This is a genomic window from Flavonifractor porci (assembly GCF_037572415.1).
Lineage (GTDB): Bacteria > Bacillota > Clostridia > Oscillospirales > Oscillospiraceae > Flavonifractor > Flavonifractor porci.
On the sequence record NZ_JBBHLB010000001.1, the window covers coordinates 43,781 to 60,012 of the forward strand.

Here is a 16,232-nt window from a genome sequence, read left to right on the forward strand (position 1 = left end):
CCGCCTCTTTTTTTGCGCCCATTTTTCAAAAACAACCGATCATCAGGCCGTGCCAGGTGTAGTCACGACCTAAAATACATGATTTGAATGACCCTCCTGTCACGGCCCCTACAGGAGGTAATCATGAAAAAACGATTCCTATCCCTGCTCCTCTGCCTCGTGACGCTCCTGAGCCTCTGCACCGGCTTCGCCTCCGCCGCCAGCTCCGAGGAGGAGGCGCTCGGTGAGGTGAACATCTTCAACGGCGGCACGGCAATGTCCTATCTGTCCATCAACGGGCGGATCAGGGAGCAGATCTATACCTATTATAATTATGTTTCCAGCACCGGGCAGGTGAAAGAGATCCCGGCTTACTGCGTCAATCCCAACACCAAGGGCGTCCCTCAGACGGTGGCCCCCGGCGAGAGCATCGAGTATCTGGCCGAGGAGAAGACCAGTGACCCCAAGGTCATGGGCATCGTGGCTAACGGCTACCCCACCAGAGGGCTTAGTGAGCTCAAGCTGGAGAACAAATATCACGCCTACTACGCCACCAAGATGGCCCTCTGGTGCTATCTGCTCCCCAATTGGGACATTAACAACCTCAAGGTCAATCCCAACCTGACGGGCGTGGAGCTGCAGCGGGCGCAGGCGATCCTGGCTGCCGCCAAGAACATCTATGTCCGCGGCACCGCGTGGAGCCGCACCCAGTCCCCCAGGCTGACCAGCACGGTGGATCAGGACACAGCCTATCCCGTCACCATCAACGGGACGAAGTATCTCCAGCAGGTATTCACCATCAAAAGCGATACCTGGGTCTGCGATTACGATATCAATGTGTCCTTCGCCAACCCCGACGAGGTGCCGGAGGGTACCCGGCTGGTGGATACGAACAACAATGACATTACCGCCATCACCACCAGCGGCACCGGGGACGGCTATGCCGGGCAGGTAAAGGTGCTGTACCCGGCCGGCAGCGTGGAGGGCAAGAGCGGCAGCGTCCAGCTGGCCTTCTCCTGCAATGTGTACCAGTACGCCATCTATTACGCGGTCTGCGCGGAGCAGGGCAAGTACGGGGAGCTCCAGAACTACATCTGCGACACCGACCCCACCACCCCCATCCGTCTGTCTGCCCAGAGCAATTACAGCGATGAACCGGAGGACACCCCGGACACCGGGCTGCGCATCATCAAAAAGGAGACGGGGAGCGAAAAGCGGCTCAGCGGGGCCCTGTTCGAGGTCATCGACCCCAACGGCGCCAGCGTGGGCACCTTCTCCTCCAACAGCTCCGGCGAGGTGCTCCTCGACCTGACCCTCTGTGGAAATTATACGGTCATTGAACGGGAACCTGCCCCGGATCACCTGATCAGCACCCCGGATGTGCAGAATGTCAACGTGGAGTACGGGAAGGTGGCTGAGGTCACCTTTTACAACGACGCCTACGGCTCCCTCCGGGTGGAGAAGCGCAGCGATACCGGCGACCTGCTGCCCGGCGCGGTGGTGCAGATCAGGCACATCGAGAGCGGCACCACCTATGTACAGGAAACGAACTTCGCGGGCTGCGCTTTCTTCGACCGGATCAAGCCGGGTGCATACGAAATTTTGGAGCGGACCGCCCCGGTGGGCTGGCTGAAGGACGATGCCACCTACAATACCACCGTTGTGGCCGGGGAGGTCTCCGATTTCCTGCTGATCAACCGAGAGCTGCCGGGGATCCGGATCATCAAGTATGATCGAAAAAACAAGGTGGCTATGCCCGACGTCACCTTCGAGATTTTCCGGGACGGCGTATCCCTGGGCAGGTTCCGCACCGATGAATTTGGGGAGATCCTACTCACCGATCAGGAACCGGGCACTTACCGGGCCGTGGAGGTGGACACAGGGGATCCCGGCCTGATCCTGGACGCCACGCCCCAGGAGGTGGAGCTCCAAGCCGGGGACGGTATCCGGGAGCTGCTGTTCTTCAATGACCGGACACCCGGCTTGCGGCTCACCAAGGTGGATTCCGCCGATCCCTCTAAAGTCATTCCCAACGCGGTCTTCGAGATCAAGGCCGTGGACGGCAGCTACGGCCCGGAGGAGTTCCGAACCAACGCCAAGGGCGAGATCGACCTGACCAACGAGAACCTCCCCGCGGGCTCTTATGTGGTCACGGAGAAGTCCTGTGCCGGCTATGTGGTGGACGACGCCCAGCGCATCGTCTACCTTGGCCCCAATGTGGACGCCGAGTATGTGTTCACCAACTCCAGGCTGCCCTCGCTGCTGCTCATCAAGCAGAGCTCTGACGGCACACCGCTGGAGGGCATTTCCTTCCGGCTGGCTAAGATCGAGGACGGCAGCTATTATCTGGACCGCACCTCTGGCCCGACAGGAGAAATTCTCTGGGAGGGCCTGGAACCCGGCGTCTATTCCCTGTCTGAAATTTCCACAAGATCGGATCACATCCTCGACCTCAGAGAATACCACATCGAGCTGTTTCCTGGCAAGACCAGCACCAAGGTGCTGACCAATGACCGCCGCTCCAATTTGTATATCCATAAACGGGACGGCGATACCAGCGAACCGATCCCCGGAACGGTCTATTTGGTCAGAGGCGCGGACGGCCACTCCATCGCGGAGGTGGAGACGGACGAGAACGGCGTTGCCGTGGTGCCCAACCTCCTGCCCTCGGTGGTGGAGGTCATCGAGAAATCCGTCCCGGAGCCTTACCTGCTGGCAGAGGAGTCGCAGCTTGTAACGATGTACCCCAACCGGGACCGTGACGTCTATTTCGAGAATTTCAAGCGTCCGTCTATCGAGATCATCAAGGAAAATTCCGTCACCCATGACCGACTCTCTAATGTGCGGTTCCAGGTTTGGTATGCCAGCAACAACACCAGCACCGGGGAGTTCAACGACCTGGGCATCTTCACAACGGACGAGAATGGCCGCATTGAGCTGACCGGCCCGGCTAATGGCCTGCGGGACGGGTGGTTCCGGGTGAAGGAGTTGGCACCGCCCACCGGGTTCTCCATCAAGGACAGCGATACCCAGGAGGCATTTGTTCAGGCGGGCAAGGGCCACACCTTCTTGTTTGAGAACACACCTCTCTCCGCTATCTGTGTATGGAAATATGACTCCAAGACCGGGGCCGCCTTATCTGACTGCTGGTTCCAAGTCCGTTATTTGAGCGGCAATACCAGCGGCACAGGGGGCACTGTCATCGGCACCTACCGCACCTCGGCCAACGGCTCTTTCACGGTCACAAATTGCAAGGCTGGCACTTATATCATCGAGGAGCTCTCCAGCGATGGCTCCCATGTGATCGACACCCCGCCCCAGACAGTGTACCTCTCCGGCCAGGAGCAGGAGGTCGTTCCCGTCTACTTCGGCAACAGTCCCAAGGGGGCCGTTCTGGTAAAAAAGGTGTCCAGCGCCGACAATACGCCTTTGAGCGATGTGGAGTTCTTGGTAACGACCTCGGACGGGGCCGTGGTGGGCGACGCCAACGGCAAGTTCGTGACCGACAGCGCCGGGACTTTTCTGGTGGAGAATGTCGATCCCGGCACCACGATGGTCATCAAGGAGACCAGAGGAAAATCGGGGTTCCTGCTGGATGACACCCCCCAGACCGTTCAGGTCAAGGCGGGCCAGACCGTCACCGTGGAGTTCCGCAACCAGCCTCTGGGAAATCTAATCATTGAGAAACTGGGGCGGAATAGCACAAAGACCGTTCCCCTGGAGGGCGTGAAGTTCGAGATCAAATACGCGGATGGCCGCTATGTGGACGCCGCCGGCGGCACTCTTTCCTCCAAAGGCATCTACTATACCAATGCCAGCGGGCAGATCATCCTCCCCGGAATTACAGGCACGGTGGTCGTGACTGAACTGGAAAGTGTGTCTGGCTATACCATTGACGAGAACAGCCGCAGCCAAACCGTTACCGTGAATCCCAACGACACCCAGACTATCCGTTTTTACAACAACGCAGTGGGCGGCGTGGAGATCATCAAGATCAGTTCAGCGGACAAGACCGAGCGCATCCCCAACACCACCTTTGAAATTCGCAGGGTATCGGATGACGCTCTGGTGGACACCGTGACCACCGGGAAAACCGGCAGCGTCTTTGTGACACTACCGGATGACAGCTACTATGCGGTAGAGACCGAGAGCGCCGAGGGCTTCAAACTGGATTCCACACCCCACTATTTCACCGTGAAGGACGGGAGCTGTCCACCGCTGACCGTGACCAACGCGCCTATTTCCGGTATTTTGATCCACAAGGTCTCAACGGCGGACGGCTCCGGGATCTATGGCGTGACCTTCCTGCTCTACGATGCGAACAAGAACCCCATCGGCCAGTACACCAGTGACCAGGACGGCTATGTCTATATCGATGATCTCCCCGGCTCCGGGCGGTTTTACCTGCGGGAGCTGGAAAATGAGGGATATGTCCCGGATACGCAGCTCAAGACCGTCTATGTCACCGCGGGGACGACCACGGAAATCGAATGGGAGAATACACCTATCACCGGCCAAATCCAAGTGACCAAGACCTCCGCGGACTACAACAGTATGAACGGCTGGCCTGCTGGGACGCCCATCCCCAACACCATCTTTGAAATCTATAACTACAGGACGGGCAAGCTGGTGGACACGATCAAAACAGGGAAAAACGGCGTTGCCGTCAGCAAGCCCCTCCCCTTGGGCCGCTACCAGGTGATCGAATCCCAGAGTGCGGACTTCTATGGCCTGGATCAGACGCCCATTGATGTGGAGATCGAGTTCGCCGGCCAGATCGTTAAGGCGGCCATGACCAACAAGAGCCTGTATACCAATGTCAGCATCAAGAAAACAGGCTACACCGAGGTCATGCCCGGCCAGTCCATCCGCTATGACTTTTCCGGCATCGCCAACAACTCCACCACCAGCCTGACCAGTTTTTATTGGAGGGATACCCTGCCCGTGCAGGCAGTGCGGCTGGATAAGATCGTCACCGGCACCTACAATGTGCAGGGCAATTACAAGGTAGTCTTCAAGACCAACCTGAACGGCGAGTACCGCACCATGTACGACAACCTGAGCACCATGCAGAACTATATGCTGGACGCCTCTCCCGCCGCGCTGGGGCTGGCCTCCAACGAGTATGTGACGGAGTTCATGGTCTCCTTCGGCGTTGTCCCCGCCAACTTCCGGCAGGTGGAGGCACCCAAGGTGTACTGCAATGTGGTTTCCTGGCTCACCGGCGGTACCCAGTTCACCAACCAGGCGGACGCGGGCGGCGTTTACGACGGCCAGTGGATCATGGCAACCACCCGCTGGGTGACCAGGGTCTATAAGCCCTCCAAGCCCCTGCCCCGCACCGGCTATTGATCGTTCCATCTCATTTCACCAGGAGCGCCGTCCTAACAAGGCGGCGCTCCCACTTTATAAACGCACAGGAGGTTTTCAAGATGAAGCACAAGAAAATCATCCGCGCCCTGACCCTTGTTCTTGCCCTGACGCTGGTCTGCTGCGTCCCCGCCTTTGCCGCGGGGGATGTGGCCTCCGCCGTGGAGAGCACCTGGAAGGACGCGGCGGCGCAGATCAAGACCGTGGTGGACAATGTGGTCTTCCCGGCGCTGGATATGATCCTCGCCATTGCGTTCTTCACCAAACTGGCCATGGCGTACTTCGACTATAGAAAGCATGGCCAGTTCGAGTGGACCGGCCCGGTGATCCTGTTCGCCTGTCTGGTCTTTACCCTCACCGCGCCCCTCTACATCTGGGGCATCATCGGGATCTGAGGCATGCATATGACCTTTTTTGAACGGGAGCTGCGAAAGATCGTGCAGCCCATCTATCCCGACGCGGTATTTGTGGGCCGGGCCTGCTATGTCCGCCTGAGCGAGATGAACCGGGCCAAGCTGCAGTTCGTCACCTGCGGCATGGCGGATCGCTATGAGGCGATCCAGATGACCATCCTGAACCGCAACGACGGGCAGGTGGACGCCCTGCGCCTGCGCTTTGCGGACCTCTGGGGCAAGGGGCAGACGGATAACCCCTACATTCGGCGGAGCGGTCCCTACGCATGGACGGATAATGGGCAGACCGACTGGTACGCCTACCGCCCTACAGCGGCGGACTATGAAACGCTGACCAACGCAGTCTCCAGCTATCTGGAAGTATTCCAGGAGCAGACCGCCGCCCAGCAGTGGCAGCAGACCATGTAAACAAACGAAGGGGCCGTACCATCTGTGCGGCCCCTTGACTGTCCCAGAAACGGATGATACGGCCTTTGAAACGAGGTGAGTCATTCATTGTTCATCTGGGACTTTGTAGCCGCCACCATCATGGACAACCTCATCGACTGGTTCTATGGCCAGGTGGTGGGCTTTCTCGGCAACTTCTTCTCGGCCATGGGCAACATGGGCGTGGAGCTGTTCGAGCTGGAGTGGGTGCAGGCCATCGTGCTGTTCTTTTCCCAGCTTGGCTGGGCGCTGTTTGGCGTGAGCCTGGTGGTATGCGCCTTTGAGTTCGGCATCGAGTACACCACCGGCCGGGCCAATCTCCAGCACACCGCCCTCAACGCCATCAAGGGCTTCCTGGCGGTCAGCCTGTTCACGACGGTACCCATCCGGCTCTATGCCCTTTCCGTATCGCTGCAAGGGCGGCTCAGCGCCGGGATCACCGGCTATGGGACCAGCATCGGGGATGTGGGGCAGCAGATCATCACGGACCTGAACAGCGTGGAGAGCATCGCGGATATGACGCAGGTGACGCTGGACTTCGGCATCGGCCTGATCACCAGCCCCATCATGCTCCTGTTCTGCATCATCCTCATGGCCTACGCGGTGATCAAGGTGTTCTTCGCCAATCTGAAGCGGGGCGGCATCCTGCTCATCCAGATCGCCGTGGGGAGTCTCTATATGTTCAGCATCCCCCGCGGATATGTGGACGGGTTCACCCAGTGGATCAAGCAGGTCATCGGCCTGTGCCTGACGGCCTTCCTGCAATCCACCATCCTTGTGGCTGGGCTTATGGTCTTCAAGGACCACGCCCTGCTGGGGCTGGGCCTCATGCTCTCCGCGGGAGAAGTGCCCCGGATTGCCGGGACCTTCGGGCTGGACACCACGACAAGGGCCAATATCATGAGCGCAGTCTACACCGCACAGGCCGCCGTCAACACCACCCGCACCGTTGTGCAGGCGGTGGCGCCGAAATAAGGAGGAGCGTTGTATATGACAGAAGGAAAAGAAAACCGTCCACCTAAAATCTACGCGATCTGGGTGGAAGCGAGGCCGGAGAGTCCCATGGCGGGGCTCTCCGGCTTTTTATCTGAGAACGGCCAGCGCCTGTTCTTTACTGAGTGTGGGAGCGCGAAACAGAAGCTTTGGGATATGGAGGCGCTCCGTCTCAACCGTCATCCCGCTGTAAAGTACCAATGTGTGGAGTATCCAGGCGGCCATGATATAGAGCGGAGTGTTCAGGCTGAATTGATCAAGGCTCTTGATACAACGCCAGACCCCGGAGTCATGCGGTATGCAGTCATAGACCGTATCTATGGCAACACCGGAGGCGGATGCATGGTGGGGACGCTGGCCGTGCGGCTCCCGGAACTGGATAAGACTATTTGGATCAACTGCAATGATGAGGGTGTGACCATCACCTCAGCCGACTATGTGTGGAACGAGGATGACAGCGGGAGCTGGGAGCGGTATGAGGATGTGGTCCTGCGGGAGATCAGCTTCTGGGATCACACCCCGGAGGACTTGGGCCCTCTGCTCCCCGCTGTTCGGGAAGCTGTCGCCTACACCATGGACAAGGAGCTGGAACACACCTCCGGACTGCTCAGGATCCCGGCAAAATGGCTGCCGGAGGTGTACCGCCAGGCCGCCGATCCGGAATATCTGGACTGGGCCGCGGCAAATGAACACGCGGTGGAATTCGGCAGAGAGGGTGTGGTGGTCAACGACCCGGCCTATCTCTTCCGCTCAGAGACACAGGAAAATGCCCCTGGCGCGGTGGTCTACATCGCTTCCCCCTTGTCCGGGGATGTGGAACAGAACCTCCAGTTTGCCCGGCAGGCGTGCCGGTATGCCATCTCCCAAGGCGTAACGCCCTTTGCGCCACGTTTGCTCTACACCCAGATGCTGGATGACAGCGCCCCGGAGGAACGGCAGCTCGGCATTGCCATGGGAAACCGGATGCTGAAACGGTGCGACGAGCTTTGGCTGTGCGGGGACCGGATCAGCCCCGGCATGACGGGAGAAAAAGAACTGGCGGAGCGTTTCGGCATCCCCGTGCGGAGCGTCAGCACGGAGGAGATCCAGTCCACGGAGCTCTCGCATACAGAGGGGATGGGGATGGCCATGGGGTGACCCTGACGATGGGGAGTCTCTTCGACGGCATCGGCGGATTTCCCCTTGCGGCGGAGCGGCATGGTATCAGAACGCTTTGGGCCAGCGAGATCGAGCCGTTCCCCATGAAGGTCACAGAACAGCGGTTCCCGAGCATGGCCCATAAGGGCGACATTACAAAGTTGAGCGGCAGGCTGCTGTTCCCTGTGGACATCATCTGCGGGGGCAGCCCGTGTCAGGATCTCTCAGTGGCCGGGGCGCGCGCCGGATTGTCTGGCGCCCGCTCCGGTCTTTTTATGGAGCAGATCCGCATCGTCAAGGAGATGCGGACGGCGGAGAGAGAACGGGGCCGCACGGCAGCCGACATCCGTCCCCGCTGGCTATGCTGGGAGAATGTGCCTGGCGCGTTCAGCAGCGGATCGCCCAAGGGTGAGGACTTTCGCATCGTGCTGGAGGAGATCATTCGGATCCATGACGCCGGCGCGGAGGTTCCACGGTCCTATCCCTATTCGTGGCCGGACGCGGGAGATATCGCGATAGAGACCGGCTTCTCACTGGCGTGGCGCTGTCTGGACGCACAGTTCTGGGGCGTCGCTCAGCGGAGAAAGCGCATTTTTCTGGTGGCGGACTTCGCCGGCCCTCTCGCGCCCCTGCTCCTGTTTGATAGTTTAAACACGGAGGTTTGACCATGCAGAACTACGACAGCAACGGCCAGATGATGCTGTTCTCTCTGGATGAGCCTGATGATGTAGATGATATATTCGAGAGCCAGCCAAAACAAAAAAGCAAAGCCGTGTCCCTGTCCGTGCTGATCTCCATCCCCTATTTCCACCTGGACCTGTCCAGGGGCCATGTGGATCTGTTTGGGTGCCATTATTGGGAACTCCGCTCCCCGTGGCGGGAAAATGGTCCGCCGCTCAACACCGGACCGGCTCCGCGGGAGCCTGTCAAGTGTGCTTTGTCCGATATCCTGGAAACCAGCCCCCGGAGAAAATACTATCTGAGCAGGACGGCCTGCCTGGGTATCCTGCGGCGGGCGGAGGAACGGGGCAAAGAGCTGCCGGCACAGCTCAAGGCGGCGCTGATGGCGCAGGCGGGACTGATTCTCAGGCCGGGACAACCATATCATACCGCAACAGAGCCTGTCGGCTTCGATGGCTACTATGGAGATATCACCGATCAGGTCTCCGCAACACTTGGCACCAATTGCGGCATGTCTACTGGGCGTAACGGAGTGATCGCACCAACAGCTTTTGCGGCCAATCAGCGGGAGAAGGTGAATTGCCGCAAAGCGGCAAGAGAAGCCGCCCTGGGGCGCGAGGTGCGGGATATCCACGATGTAGCGGGGGCTTTGGGCGCACAGCCGGGAATGAAACAGCAGGCTTTTATTGCTGAAAATTGTCTCAACCCATGGGATACGCAGCAGGCCCGTGTGTTTACCCCAGAGGGAAAAGCTCCAACCCTGGCCGGCGCGGACGGCGGAGGCGGGCGGATTCCCGGCGGGCTGCTGTTTGCCGCAGGCGTGGTGACCAAGGGAAACGGCGAGTGCTATCTCAGCCCGGAACGGCATACGTCCATAAGCGGCGGGGGCGGTATGCCCGGCCAGGGCTATCCCTGTGTACTGACCGCAGGTTTCTGTGCCGGAGCCGCGCCTACAGCGGGCGGGATCGGATATCAGGAGGAGATCGCGCCCACATTGAAAGCCGCTGAGAGTGGAACGAACATGGTGCCGTCCGTCCTCTGCCTGAATGACCAGGGCGGCGCGGCCATGGGGTGCAGCAAGGATGTCTCCGGCACCCTGCGGGCACAGGAGCATGGACACCAGCCGCTGGTCTATGAGAATCACGGCGTTGATGCCCGTTATACCGGCCCGCACCCTATATCTCCCACACTATCCGCAAGAGCGGGGACCGGCGGAAACAACCTGCCCTTGGTGACGGACGCTCCCTGTTTCTGCATTACGGGCAATGCCATCGACCGCCAGCCCCAAAACGGCGGCAACGGGATCGGGTATCAGGAGAACATCGCCTATACCCTGACCGCCACGGATCACCATGCGGTCTTCTCCCGTCAGCGGGTGGATGTATTCAAAGATGACGCAGTAGCTTCCACTGAAAGCGCCCGCCAGCACAAGGACGCCACCGATCTGGTGTATCAGGAGACGGTGGGTGCCCTGACCAGCAGCGACCGGAAAGGACCCAACAGCCAGTATGTAGGGCAGGATAAGCTGGTCGTAGACGGCCCCCTGCTCATCCGCCGCCTGACGCCCCTGGAATGTGAACGGCTCCAGGGCTTCCCGGACGGTTGGACGGACCTGCCCGGCGCGTCGGACTCGGCCCGCTATAAGGCGCTGGGCAACAGCGTGGCAATCCCCTGTGTGGAGTTCATCATGCGCGGCATTGCCATGGCCGCAGGCTATTGATTTCCCGGATAGCAGAAGCAGCAGGTTTCGTGGTCATTCACCACTCCTGTGGCCTGAAGAAAGGAATAGATAATCGTGCTGCCTACAAAGCTCATCCCCCGGCGCTTCAGGTCTTTGGAGATGCGGTCGGACAGCTCCGTGCGGGCGCGCATTTCATCATCTGTGTTCAAGATGACCTTGCCCCCGGTAAAGCCCCAAAGGTAGCGGTCAAAGGAGCCGAACTCCGCCTGAATGGTGAGAAACACCCTGGCGTTTTGAGTTGCGGCCATGATCTTGCGCCGGTTGCGCACAATTCCCGCATCCGACATCAGAGCCTCCACCTTCTCCGGGCCGTATTGGGCGACCACGGCTGGCTCAAAGTTGTCAAACGCGGCCCGAAACGCCTCCCGCTTTTTCAGGATCGTCAGCCAGGAGAGACCAGCCTGAAACCCTTCCAGAATAAGCATCTCAAAGAGTTTGCGGTCGTCATGCTCCGGCCGCCCCCATTCATTATCATGATAGGCGGTGTATAATTCCGAGCTTGGATCCGCCCAGCGGCACCGTTTCATCTCAAGACCCTCCCACAATCAAGCTGTCTTGATTATACACGCCATTGCACCAAATGGCCACCAAAAGTTCCGCGAAAGGGCTTGTCGCTTGTGCTTCGTTTCATGCCCTGTTCTTCGTTGGGTTTGGTGAATAGCTTTTGGCCATGGCTTGGGACATACTTGCCCTACCAAAAGGAAAGGAGCGCACAAAATGGGCAAACTGACCATCAATTTATGTGAGGAACTCCACCAGAAGATCCGGGAGGATGTGGCGGCGGACGAGGCTCTGACCACCGGCATCCTTATGGAACGGATCCTCCGGGAGCATTACGAAAGGCCCAAACCGCGCCCCAGGGCAGAGGGCGGCAGGACGATGGCGTTCTCGGTATCGGAGGAGCTGTTCCAGCGGGTCAAGCAGTATCTGGCGGCCCACGGAGACCAGTCCCAGCGGGACTTCGTGGTTGGTCTGGTGGAGCAGGGCCTCGCCCTGTGGAAACAGGGTAAGACCCTTAAGCCCCTGGAGGGGTACAAATCCCAGAAAGGAGAGCGGACACTGGCGTTCACCGTCACGGAGGAGCTGTTCCAGCAGATCAAAGCCTACCTGTCCGCCCACAAGAAGCTCTCCCAAAAGGAATTCGTGGTCACCCTGATCGAAAATGCCGTCTCCGGCTGGGAGACTTGCCAGGAGAAGGACGGGATCCCTGTCGTGGAAGTCCTGCCCGAGTTGAGTGAGGAGGAAAAGCCCGCAGCGAAGGACTCTGTTGCATGAGGGAACCGCGCCCTATATCACCACTATCCAGAAATAGGCCAAGGACGGGAGGCGTTACTTCCCGTCCTTTTCGTTAGGAGGAATCTGACCATATATATCTACCCTGATAATCTGAAAGCCAAGGCGATGCTCTGGCTGTGGACGCTGCGGGATGTGGCCATCATCGGGATCGGGCTTTTGCTCTCTGTCCTGGCCTTGGCACAGAGCGGCTTCCTGCCCCCGCTGGTGGTTACCGTCCTCTTCGCCTTCCTGAGCATCCGCGTGGAGGACGCCAGCATTCTGGACTTCCTGCGCTATGCCGTTTGCTTTTTATTTTTGAAACAGCAGTACTATGAATGGAGTGAGAATACTGAATAGGAAACAGAAAAAGGAGCTGCGCCAGCGGCAGACCACCCGGCAGCTCATGGGCATCAGCCAGCTCACCGATCACGGCCTCAAGACCGCCGATGGAGAACTGGCCTTTTTTCTTATCAAGCCGGACAACCTGTCCGTCCTCTCGGACGAGGGCATCCGAGGCCGGATGCTGGCCCTGACCCGCCTGCTGTGCGCCATGCCGGAGCTGCGGATGCTGGCTCTGGACTCCCGTGAGTCCTTCCGGCACAACAAGGACTGGTACCGCCAGCGATTGGAGGACGAGGAGCTGCCCGCCCTGCGGGAACTGCTGCGGCAGGACAGCGCCCACCTGGACGAGATCCAGTCCGCCACCGCTTCGGCACGGGAATTTGCCTTCGTCTGCCGCCCGGAGCAGCAAAACGGCGAGACCGCCGAGAGCCGCCTGCGCCAGACGGAAAAGCGCATCCGGGACCAGGGCTTCCATGTCCGTCTGGCCGGTGAGCAGGACATCAAGCGCCTGCTGGCGGTCTACTACCAGCAGGATGTGACCACAGAACACTTCGAAGACTGTGACGGCGGGAGGTGGGTGACACAGGATGCCTAAAAAAGCGCAGAAGAAAAAGAAAGCAAAGGCTCCGGCCAAGCCTGCCGAACCCCGCGTCAAGGACTTCCTGGACCTCATCGCGCCCACGGCGGTGAAGTTCAACACCGACCACGCCATCTGCGGCGGGGCATATCATCGTGGATCTGAACCGCCGTGCCGACGACAAGACCACCGCCAGCGTCCTCATCCTGGGCAACAGCGGCCAGGGCAAGAGCTATCTGCTCAAGCTCCTGTTGTGCAACATCCTGGAGAGCGGGCAACGCGCCATCTGCCTGGACCCGGAGCATGAGCTGACTGACCTGTGCGTCAACCTGGGCGGCTGCTTTCTTGACCTCATGAGCGGTATATACCGGATCAACCCCCTCCAGCCCAAGCTGTGGGATGTCAGCGGCGAAGATGACCCGGACGCTCCCGCGGCCTTTCGCCAGAAGACCCGGCTGAGCCAGCATATCTCCTTCCTGAAGGACTTCTTCCGCTCCTACAAGGAGGACTTCGCGGACAAGCACATCGACACCATCGAGCTGATGCTGGAGCGGCTGTACGCCCAGTGGGGCATGGATGACAACACGGACTTTTTGTCCCTGACCCCCACGGATTACCCCGTTCTCTCCGACCTCTACCGTATCATTGAGGATGCGTATCAGAATTATGACCAGGAGGAATTCCCCCTCTACACCAGGGAATTGCTGCGGGAGGTCCTGCTGGGCCTCCACTCCATGTGCCGCGGCGCGGAGAGCAAGTTTTTCAACGGCCACACCAACATCACCAGTTCCCGCTTCCTGGTCTTCGGCGTCAAGGGGCTCCTCCAGGCCAGCCGGAATGTGAAGAACGCCATGCTGTTCAATATCCTCTCCTATCTCAGCGACAAGCTGCTCACCGAGGGAAATACCGTGGCCACGCTGGACGAGCTGTACATCTGGCTGAGCAACCTGACCACCATCGAATATATCCGTAACAGCCTCAAGCGGGTGCGGAAGAAGGAGTCCTCCATGATCCTGGCCAGCCAGAATCTGGAGGACTTTGATGTGGACGGTATTCGGGAGCTGACCCGGCCCCTGTTCGCCATCCCCACCCACCAGTTCCTGTTCAACGCAGGCAGCGTGAACAAGAAGTTCTATATGGACAACCTCCAACTGGAGCCTGCTGAGTTCGAACTCATCCGCTATCCCCAGAGGGGCGTCTGCCTCTACAAGTGCGGTAACGAGCGGTATCTGCTGGAGGTCCATGCACCGCCCTATAAGGAAAAGCTGTTTGGAAAGGCGGGCGGACGGTGAACCCGTAAGTTAGTGAGCTCATTCCGAACCAATGGCCTGGAAATTGCCAAGCGGCTTCCAGGCTGTTTTCTTTTTGGAAAGGAACATCAATGAAACGAATCTATACCATATTATCTTTTTTCATGCTGACCGCAGCCCTGTGTATGCAGCTGACCGCCCCAGCATCTGCGGCCAATGATCCGGGATTCCGGGATGTCAGCGCGGAATCCCCTTGGTATGAGGGCATTTCCTTTGCGGCTGAAAACGGGATCACCTGTGGGACCGGGGACAATAACTTTTCGCCCGACGCTGTCATCACCACCCGCCAGTGGGCAGTCATGATCTGCCGTGCCTATGATAAGGAGGTTCCCGAAACTCCTGGTATTCCCTTCGGGCAGGCCCAGCTCGAGCTTGCGTACAAAGAGGGATGGCTCAATATGAGTGCGGTACTGGAACCAGACACGGAGATGTGCCGCAGCGCAATTTATGCCAGTGCTTTTGCGGCAGAGGGGATTCCCGTTTACTGTTATGAGCTGTATGAAGACGGAGAATACATGAGCGACGCTGATAATTATGTTCGTATCGCCTGTGAAAATGGATTGTGCGCGGAAAATACCGATCCACTGGAACGTATCACACGCGGCGAAGCGGCACAGATCATCTATCTGGTCCGTACCAAAGGGCTGCACGTCGATCCCCCCGAGATGGTGGAGCGGTTGAACATCAATAATGTTGATCAGGTATATCTCGGCTCCTATCTTGTCGAGATGAAAAAGATTCCCGCGGCTATTCTGGATGAATATACAGCGCACGGCTGGTCGTTTGATCTGGACAGTCAGTATCTGGACGATTTAAGTGAGCAGTTGAATATGCAGTGCGCCGGTGCGACCAGTTATCGTCAAAAAACGATCTATGCCCGTGAGCCGTCTTGTACCGTTCATGAGTTCGGGCACTTCTATCATCAGGTAATTGGCTTTCCATCCACCACGGAAAAGCTCTATGAGAAGGAGTCGGGATCCGCGCGTGCTGTACTGGGAGACTACTCAACAGTCAATTCGCGGGAGTATTTTGCGGAGTTTTTTGAGTATTGGATCGATTGGAGTGAAAACGAGGATAGGATGCGCCCTCTGGCAGATGCCGCGCCGGAAACCTTTGCATACTTTCTGAAGCTCGAAGAACTCGGCTGGCCTGAGAACGCAAATGCGCAATAGGGAGCCAGCTATGAATGTCATCTCTTATGGCGGCGGCACAAACAGTACCGCTATGCTGATTGGAATGTACCACAAAAATATCCCCGCCGACCTCATTCTCTTTGCGGATACAGGCTGCGAGCAGCCCCACACCTATGAGTACCTGTCCGTCATGGACCAGTGGCTGATAAATCACGGGATGCCGAAGATCACAGTGGTAGAATACATGGACATGAATGGGGACCGCCTGACACTGGAGCAGGAGTGCCTCCGTTCCGGCACCCTCCCCGCTCTGGCCTATGGCTACAAGAGGTGTTCCCTGAAGCACAAGGCCGGTCCGCAAGAAAAATTCTGCAACAACTATCCGCCCTGCCGGGAGGTGTGGGCCAGAGGCGAGAAGGTAGTCAAGTTCATTGGCTATGACGCCGACGAGGAGCAGCGCAGGACCCACGCCTATGTCTATGATATACAGGATAAGAAATACCAGATGGAATATCCCCTGATCGACTGGGGCTGGGGGCGGGAGGACTGCGTTGCCGCCATCCAGCAGGAGGGCCTGCCGCTGCCCGGCAAGTCCTCCTGCTTTTTCTGCCCCGCGATGAAGCACCATGAGATCCGCACCCTCTACCACAACCACCGGGATCTCTTTGACCGGGCCATCGCCATCGAGGACAACGCCCAGCCCAACCTCATCAGTGTCAAGGGCCTGGGGCGGAACTGGTCCTGGCGGGACTTTGTGGAGGCGGATAAAAATCAGATGGCCATGTGCTGGATGTTCCCGGAACATGATATGCCCTGCGGCTGCTATGACGGAGGATAGGAAAGGAGTATTGATCA

12 protein-coding genes and 2 pseudogenes are annotated in these 16,232 nt (G+C 58.7%); 13 read left to right on the forward strand and 1 reads right to left on the reverse strand.

The features are described 5' to 3' along the window. Positions 1-123 precede the first annotated feature (123 nt). The 7 genes and pseudogenes from WHJ28_RS00220 (at position 124) to WHJ28_RS00250 (ending at position 10,719) form a co-directional block, all read left to right on the forward strand. Positions 124-5,331, forward strand: a complete 5,208-nt coding sequence (locus tag WHJ28_RS00220; RefSeq protein WP_340039115.1) for a SpaA isopeptide-forming pilin-related protein — start codon at positions 124-126, stop codon at positions 5,329-5,331. 80 nt (positions 5,332-5,411) lie between these two features. Beyond that, positions 5,412-5,744, forward strand: a complete 333-nt coding sequence (locus WHJ28_RS00225) for a DUF3852 domain-containing protein (protein WP_209345316.1) — start codon at positions 5,412-5,414, stop codon at positions 5,742-5,744. A 9-nt stretch (positions 5,745-5,753) separates the two neighbouring features. Further along, entirely contained in the window at positions 5,754-6,170 is a 417-nt protein-coding gene (locus tag WHJ28_RS00230) for a hypothetical protein (protein ID WP_209345314.1), read from the forward strand. An 87-nt stretch (positions 6,171-6,257) separates the two neighbouring features. After that, the gene (locus WHJ28_RS00235) at positions 6,258-7,163 is read left to right on the forward strand and encodes a conjugal transfer protein TrbL family protein (protein WP_209345312.1); all 906 of its coding nucleotides are present in this window, start codon (positions 6,258-6,260) and stop codon (positions 7,161-7,163) included. 15 nt (positions 7,164-7,178) lie between these two features. After that, positions 7,179-8,318 carry a DUF7768 domain-containing protein gene (locus WHJ28_RS00240; RefSeq protein ID WP_235396115.1) on the forward strand — a complete coding sequence of 380 codons (1,140 nt, stop codon included), beginning with the start codon at positions 7,179-7,181 and terminating at the stop codon, positions 8,316-8,318. An 8-nt stretch (positions 8,319-8,326) separates the two neighbouring features. Further along, positions 8,327-8,962 (forward strand): annotated as a pseudogene (locus WHJ28_RS00245) (DNA cytosine methyltransferase); the annotation flags it as partial. 23 nt (positions 8,963-8,985) lie between these two features. Beyond that, positions 8,986-10,719: a DNA cytosine methyltransferase gene (locus WHJ28_RS00250; RefSeq protein WP_340039116.1), complete on the forward strand. Its 1,734-nt coding sequence runs from the start codon at positions 8,986-8,988 to the stop codon at positions 10,717-10,719. On the opposite strand, the gene WHJ28_RS00255 is transcribed toward WHJ28_RS00250, so the two are convergent. Next, positions 10,713-11,267 (reverse strand): DNA-3-methyladenine glycosylase I, encoded by a 555-nt coding sequence (locus tag WHJ28_RS00255; protein WP_209345306.1) that lies wholly within the window; start codon positions 11,265-11,267, stop codon positions 10,713-10,715. The genes WHJ28_RS00250 and WHJ28_RS00255 overlap by 7 nt on opposite strands. Before the next feature lie 190 nt (positions 11,268-11,457). Here WHJ28_RS00255 and WHJ28_RS00260 point away from each other — a divergent pair, with 190 nt between their 5' ends. The 6 genes and pseudogenes from WHJ28_RS00260 to WHJ28_RS00285 all read left to right on the forward strand — a co-directional run bounded on the left by WHJ28_RS00260 (position 11,458) and on the right by WHJ28_RS00285 (position 16,215). Then, positions 11,458-12,015, forward strand: a complete 558-nt coding sequence (locus WHJ28_RS00260; protein ID WP_209345304.1) for a hypothetical protein — start codon at positions 11,458-11,460, stop codon at positions 12,013-12,015. Between the two features lie 90 nt (positions 12,016-12,105). Beyond that, a complete protein-coding gene (locus WHJ28_RS00265; RefSeq protein WP_209345508.1) occupies positions 12,106-12,372 on the forward strand; it encodes a hypothetical protein in 267 nt (88 codons plus the stop codon). Then, on the forward strand, positions 12,347-12,952 hold the full coding sequence (locus WHJ28_RS00270) for a hypothetical protein (RefSeq protein ID WP_245185207.1): 606 nt from the start codon (positions 12,347-12,349) through the stop codon (positions 12,950-12,952). Before WHJ28_RS00265 ends, WHJ28_RS00270 begins: the two co-directional genes overlap by 26 nt. A gap of 128 nt (positions 12,953-13,080) precedes the next feature. Next, positions 13,081-14,226, forward strand: a pseudogene (locus WHJ28_RS00275) (TraG/VirB4 family ATPase); the annotation flags it as partial. 89 nt (positions 14,227-14,315) lie between these two features. Next, the gene (locus WHJ28_RS00280; protein WP_340039119.1) at positions 14,316-15,416 is read left to right on the forward strand and encodes an S-layer homology domain-containing protein; all 1,101 of its coding nucleotides are present in this window, start codon (positions 14,316-14,318) and stop codon (positions 15,414-15,416) included. Positions 15,417-15,426: 10 nt separating this feature from the next. Next, a complete protein-coding gene (locus WHJ28_RS00285) occupies positions 15,427-16,215 on the forward strand; it encodes a phosphoadenosine phosphosulfate reductase domain-containing protein (RefSeq protein ID WP_209345298.1) in 789 nt (262 codons plus the stop codon). The last annotated feature ends 17 nt before the right edge of the window (positions 16,216-16,232 follow it).

What these genes read in the sequence shown, in the direction of transcription:
- WHJ28_RS00220 (WP_340039115.1), top strand. Translation starts at nt 124, where the DNA reads ATGAAAAAACGATTCCTATCCCTGCTCCTCTGCCTCGTGACGCTCCTG.
- WHJ28_RS00225 (WP_209345316.1), top strand. Translation starts at nt 5,412, where the DNA reads ATGAAGCACAAGAAAATCATCCGCGCCCTGACCCTTGTTCTTGCCCTG.
- WHJ28_RS00230 (WP_209345314.1), top strand. Translation starts at nt 5,754, where the DNA reads ATGACCTTTTTTGAACGGGAGCTGCGAAAGATCGTGCAGCCCATCTAT.
- WHJ28_RS00240 (WP_235396115.1), top strand. Translation starts at nt 7,179, where the DNA reads ATGACAGAAGGAAAAGAAAACCGTCCACCTAAAATCTACGCGATCTGG.
- WHJ28_RS00250 (WP_340039116.1), top strand. Translation starts at nt 8,986, where the DNA reads ATGCAGAACTACGACAGCAACGGCCAGATGATGCTGTTCTCTCTGGAT.
- WHJ28_RS00255 (WP_209345306.1), bottom strand. Translation starts at nt 11,267, where the DNA reads ATGAAACGGTGCCGCTGGGCGGATCCAAGCTCGGAATTATACACCGCC.
- WHJ28_RS00260 (WP_209345304.1), top strand. Translation starts at nt 11,458, where the DNA reads ATGGGCAAACTGACCATCAATTTATGTGAGGAACTCCACCAGAAGATC.
- WHJ28_RS00270 (WP_245185207.1), top strand. Translation starts at nt 12,347, where the DNA reads ATGAATGGAGTGAGAATACTGAATAGGAAACAGAAAAAGGAGCTGCGC.
- WHJ28_RS00280 (WP_340039119.1), top strand. Translation starts at nt 14,316, where the DNA reads ATGAAACGAATCTATACCATATTATCTTTTTTCATGCTGACCGCAGCC.
- WHJ28_RS00285 (WP_209345298.1), top strand. Translation starts at nt 15,427, where the DNA reads ATGAATGTCATCTCTTATGGCGGCGGCACAAACAGTACCGCTATGCTG.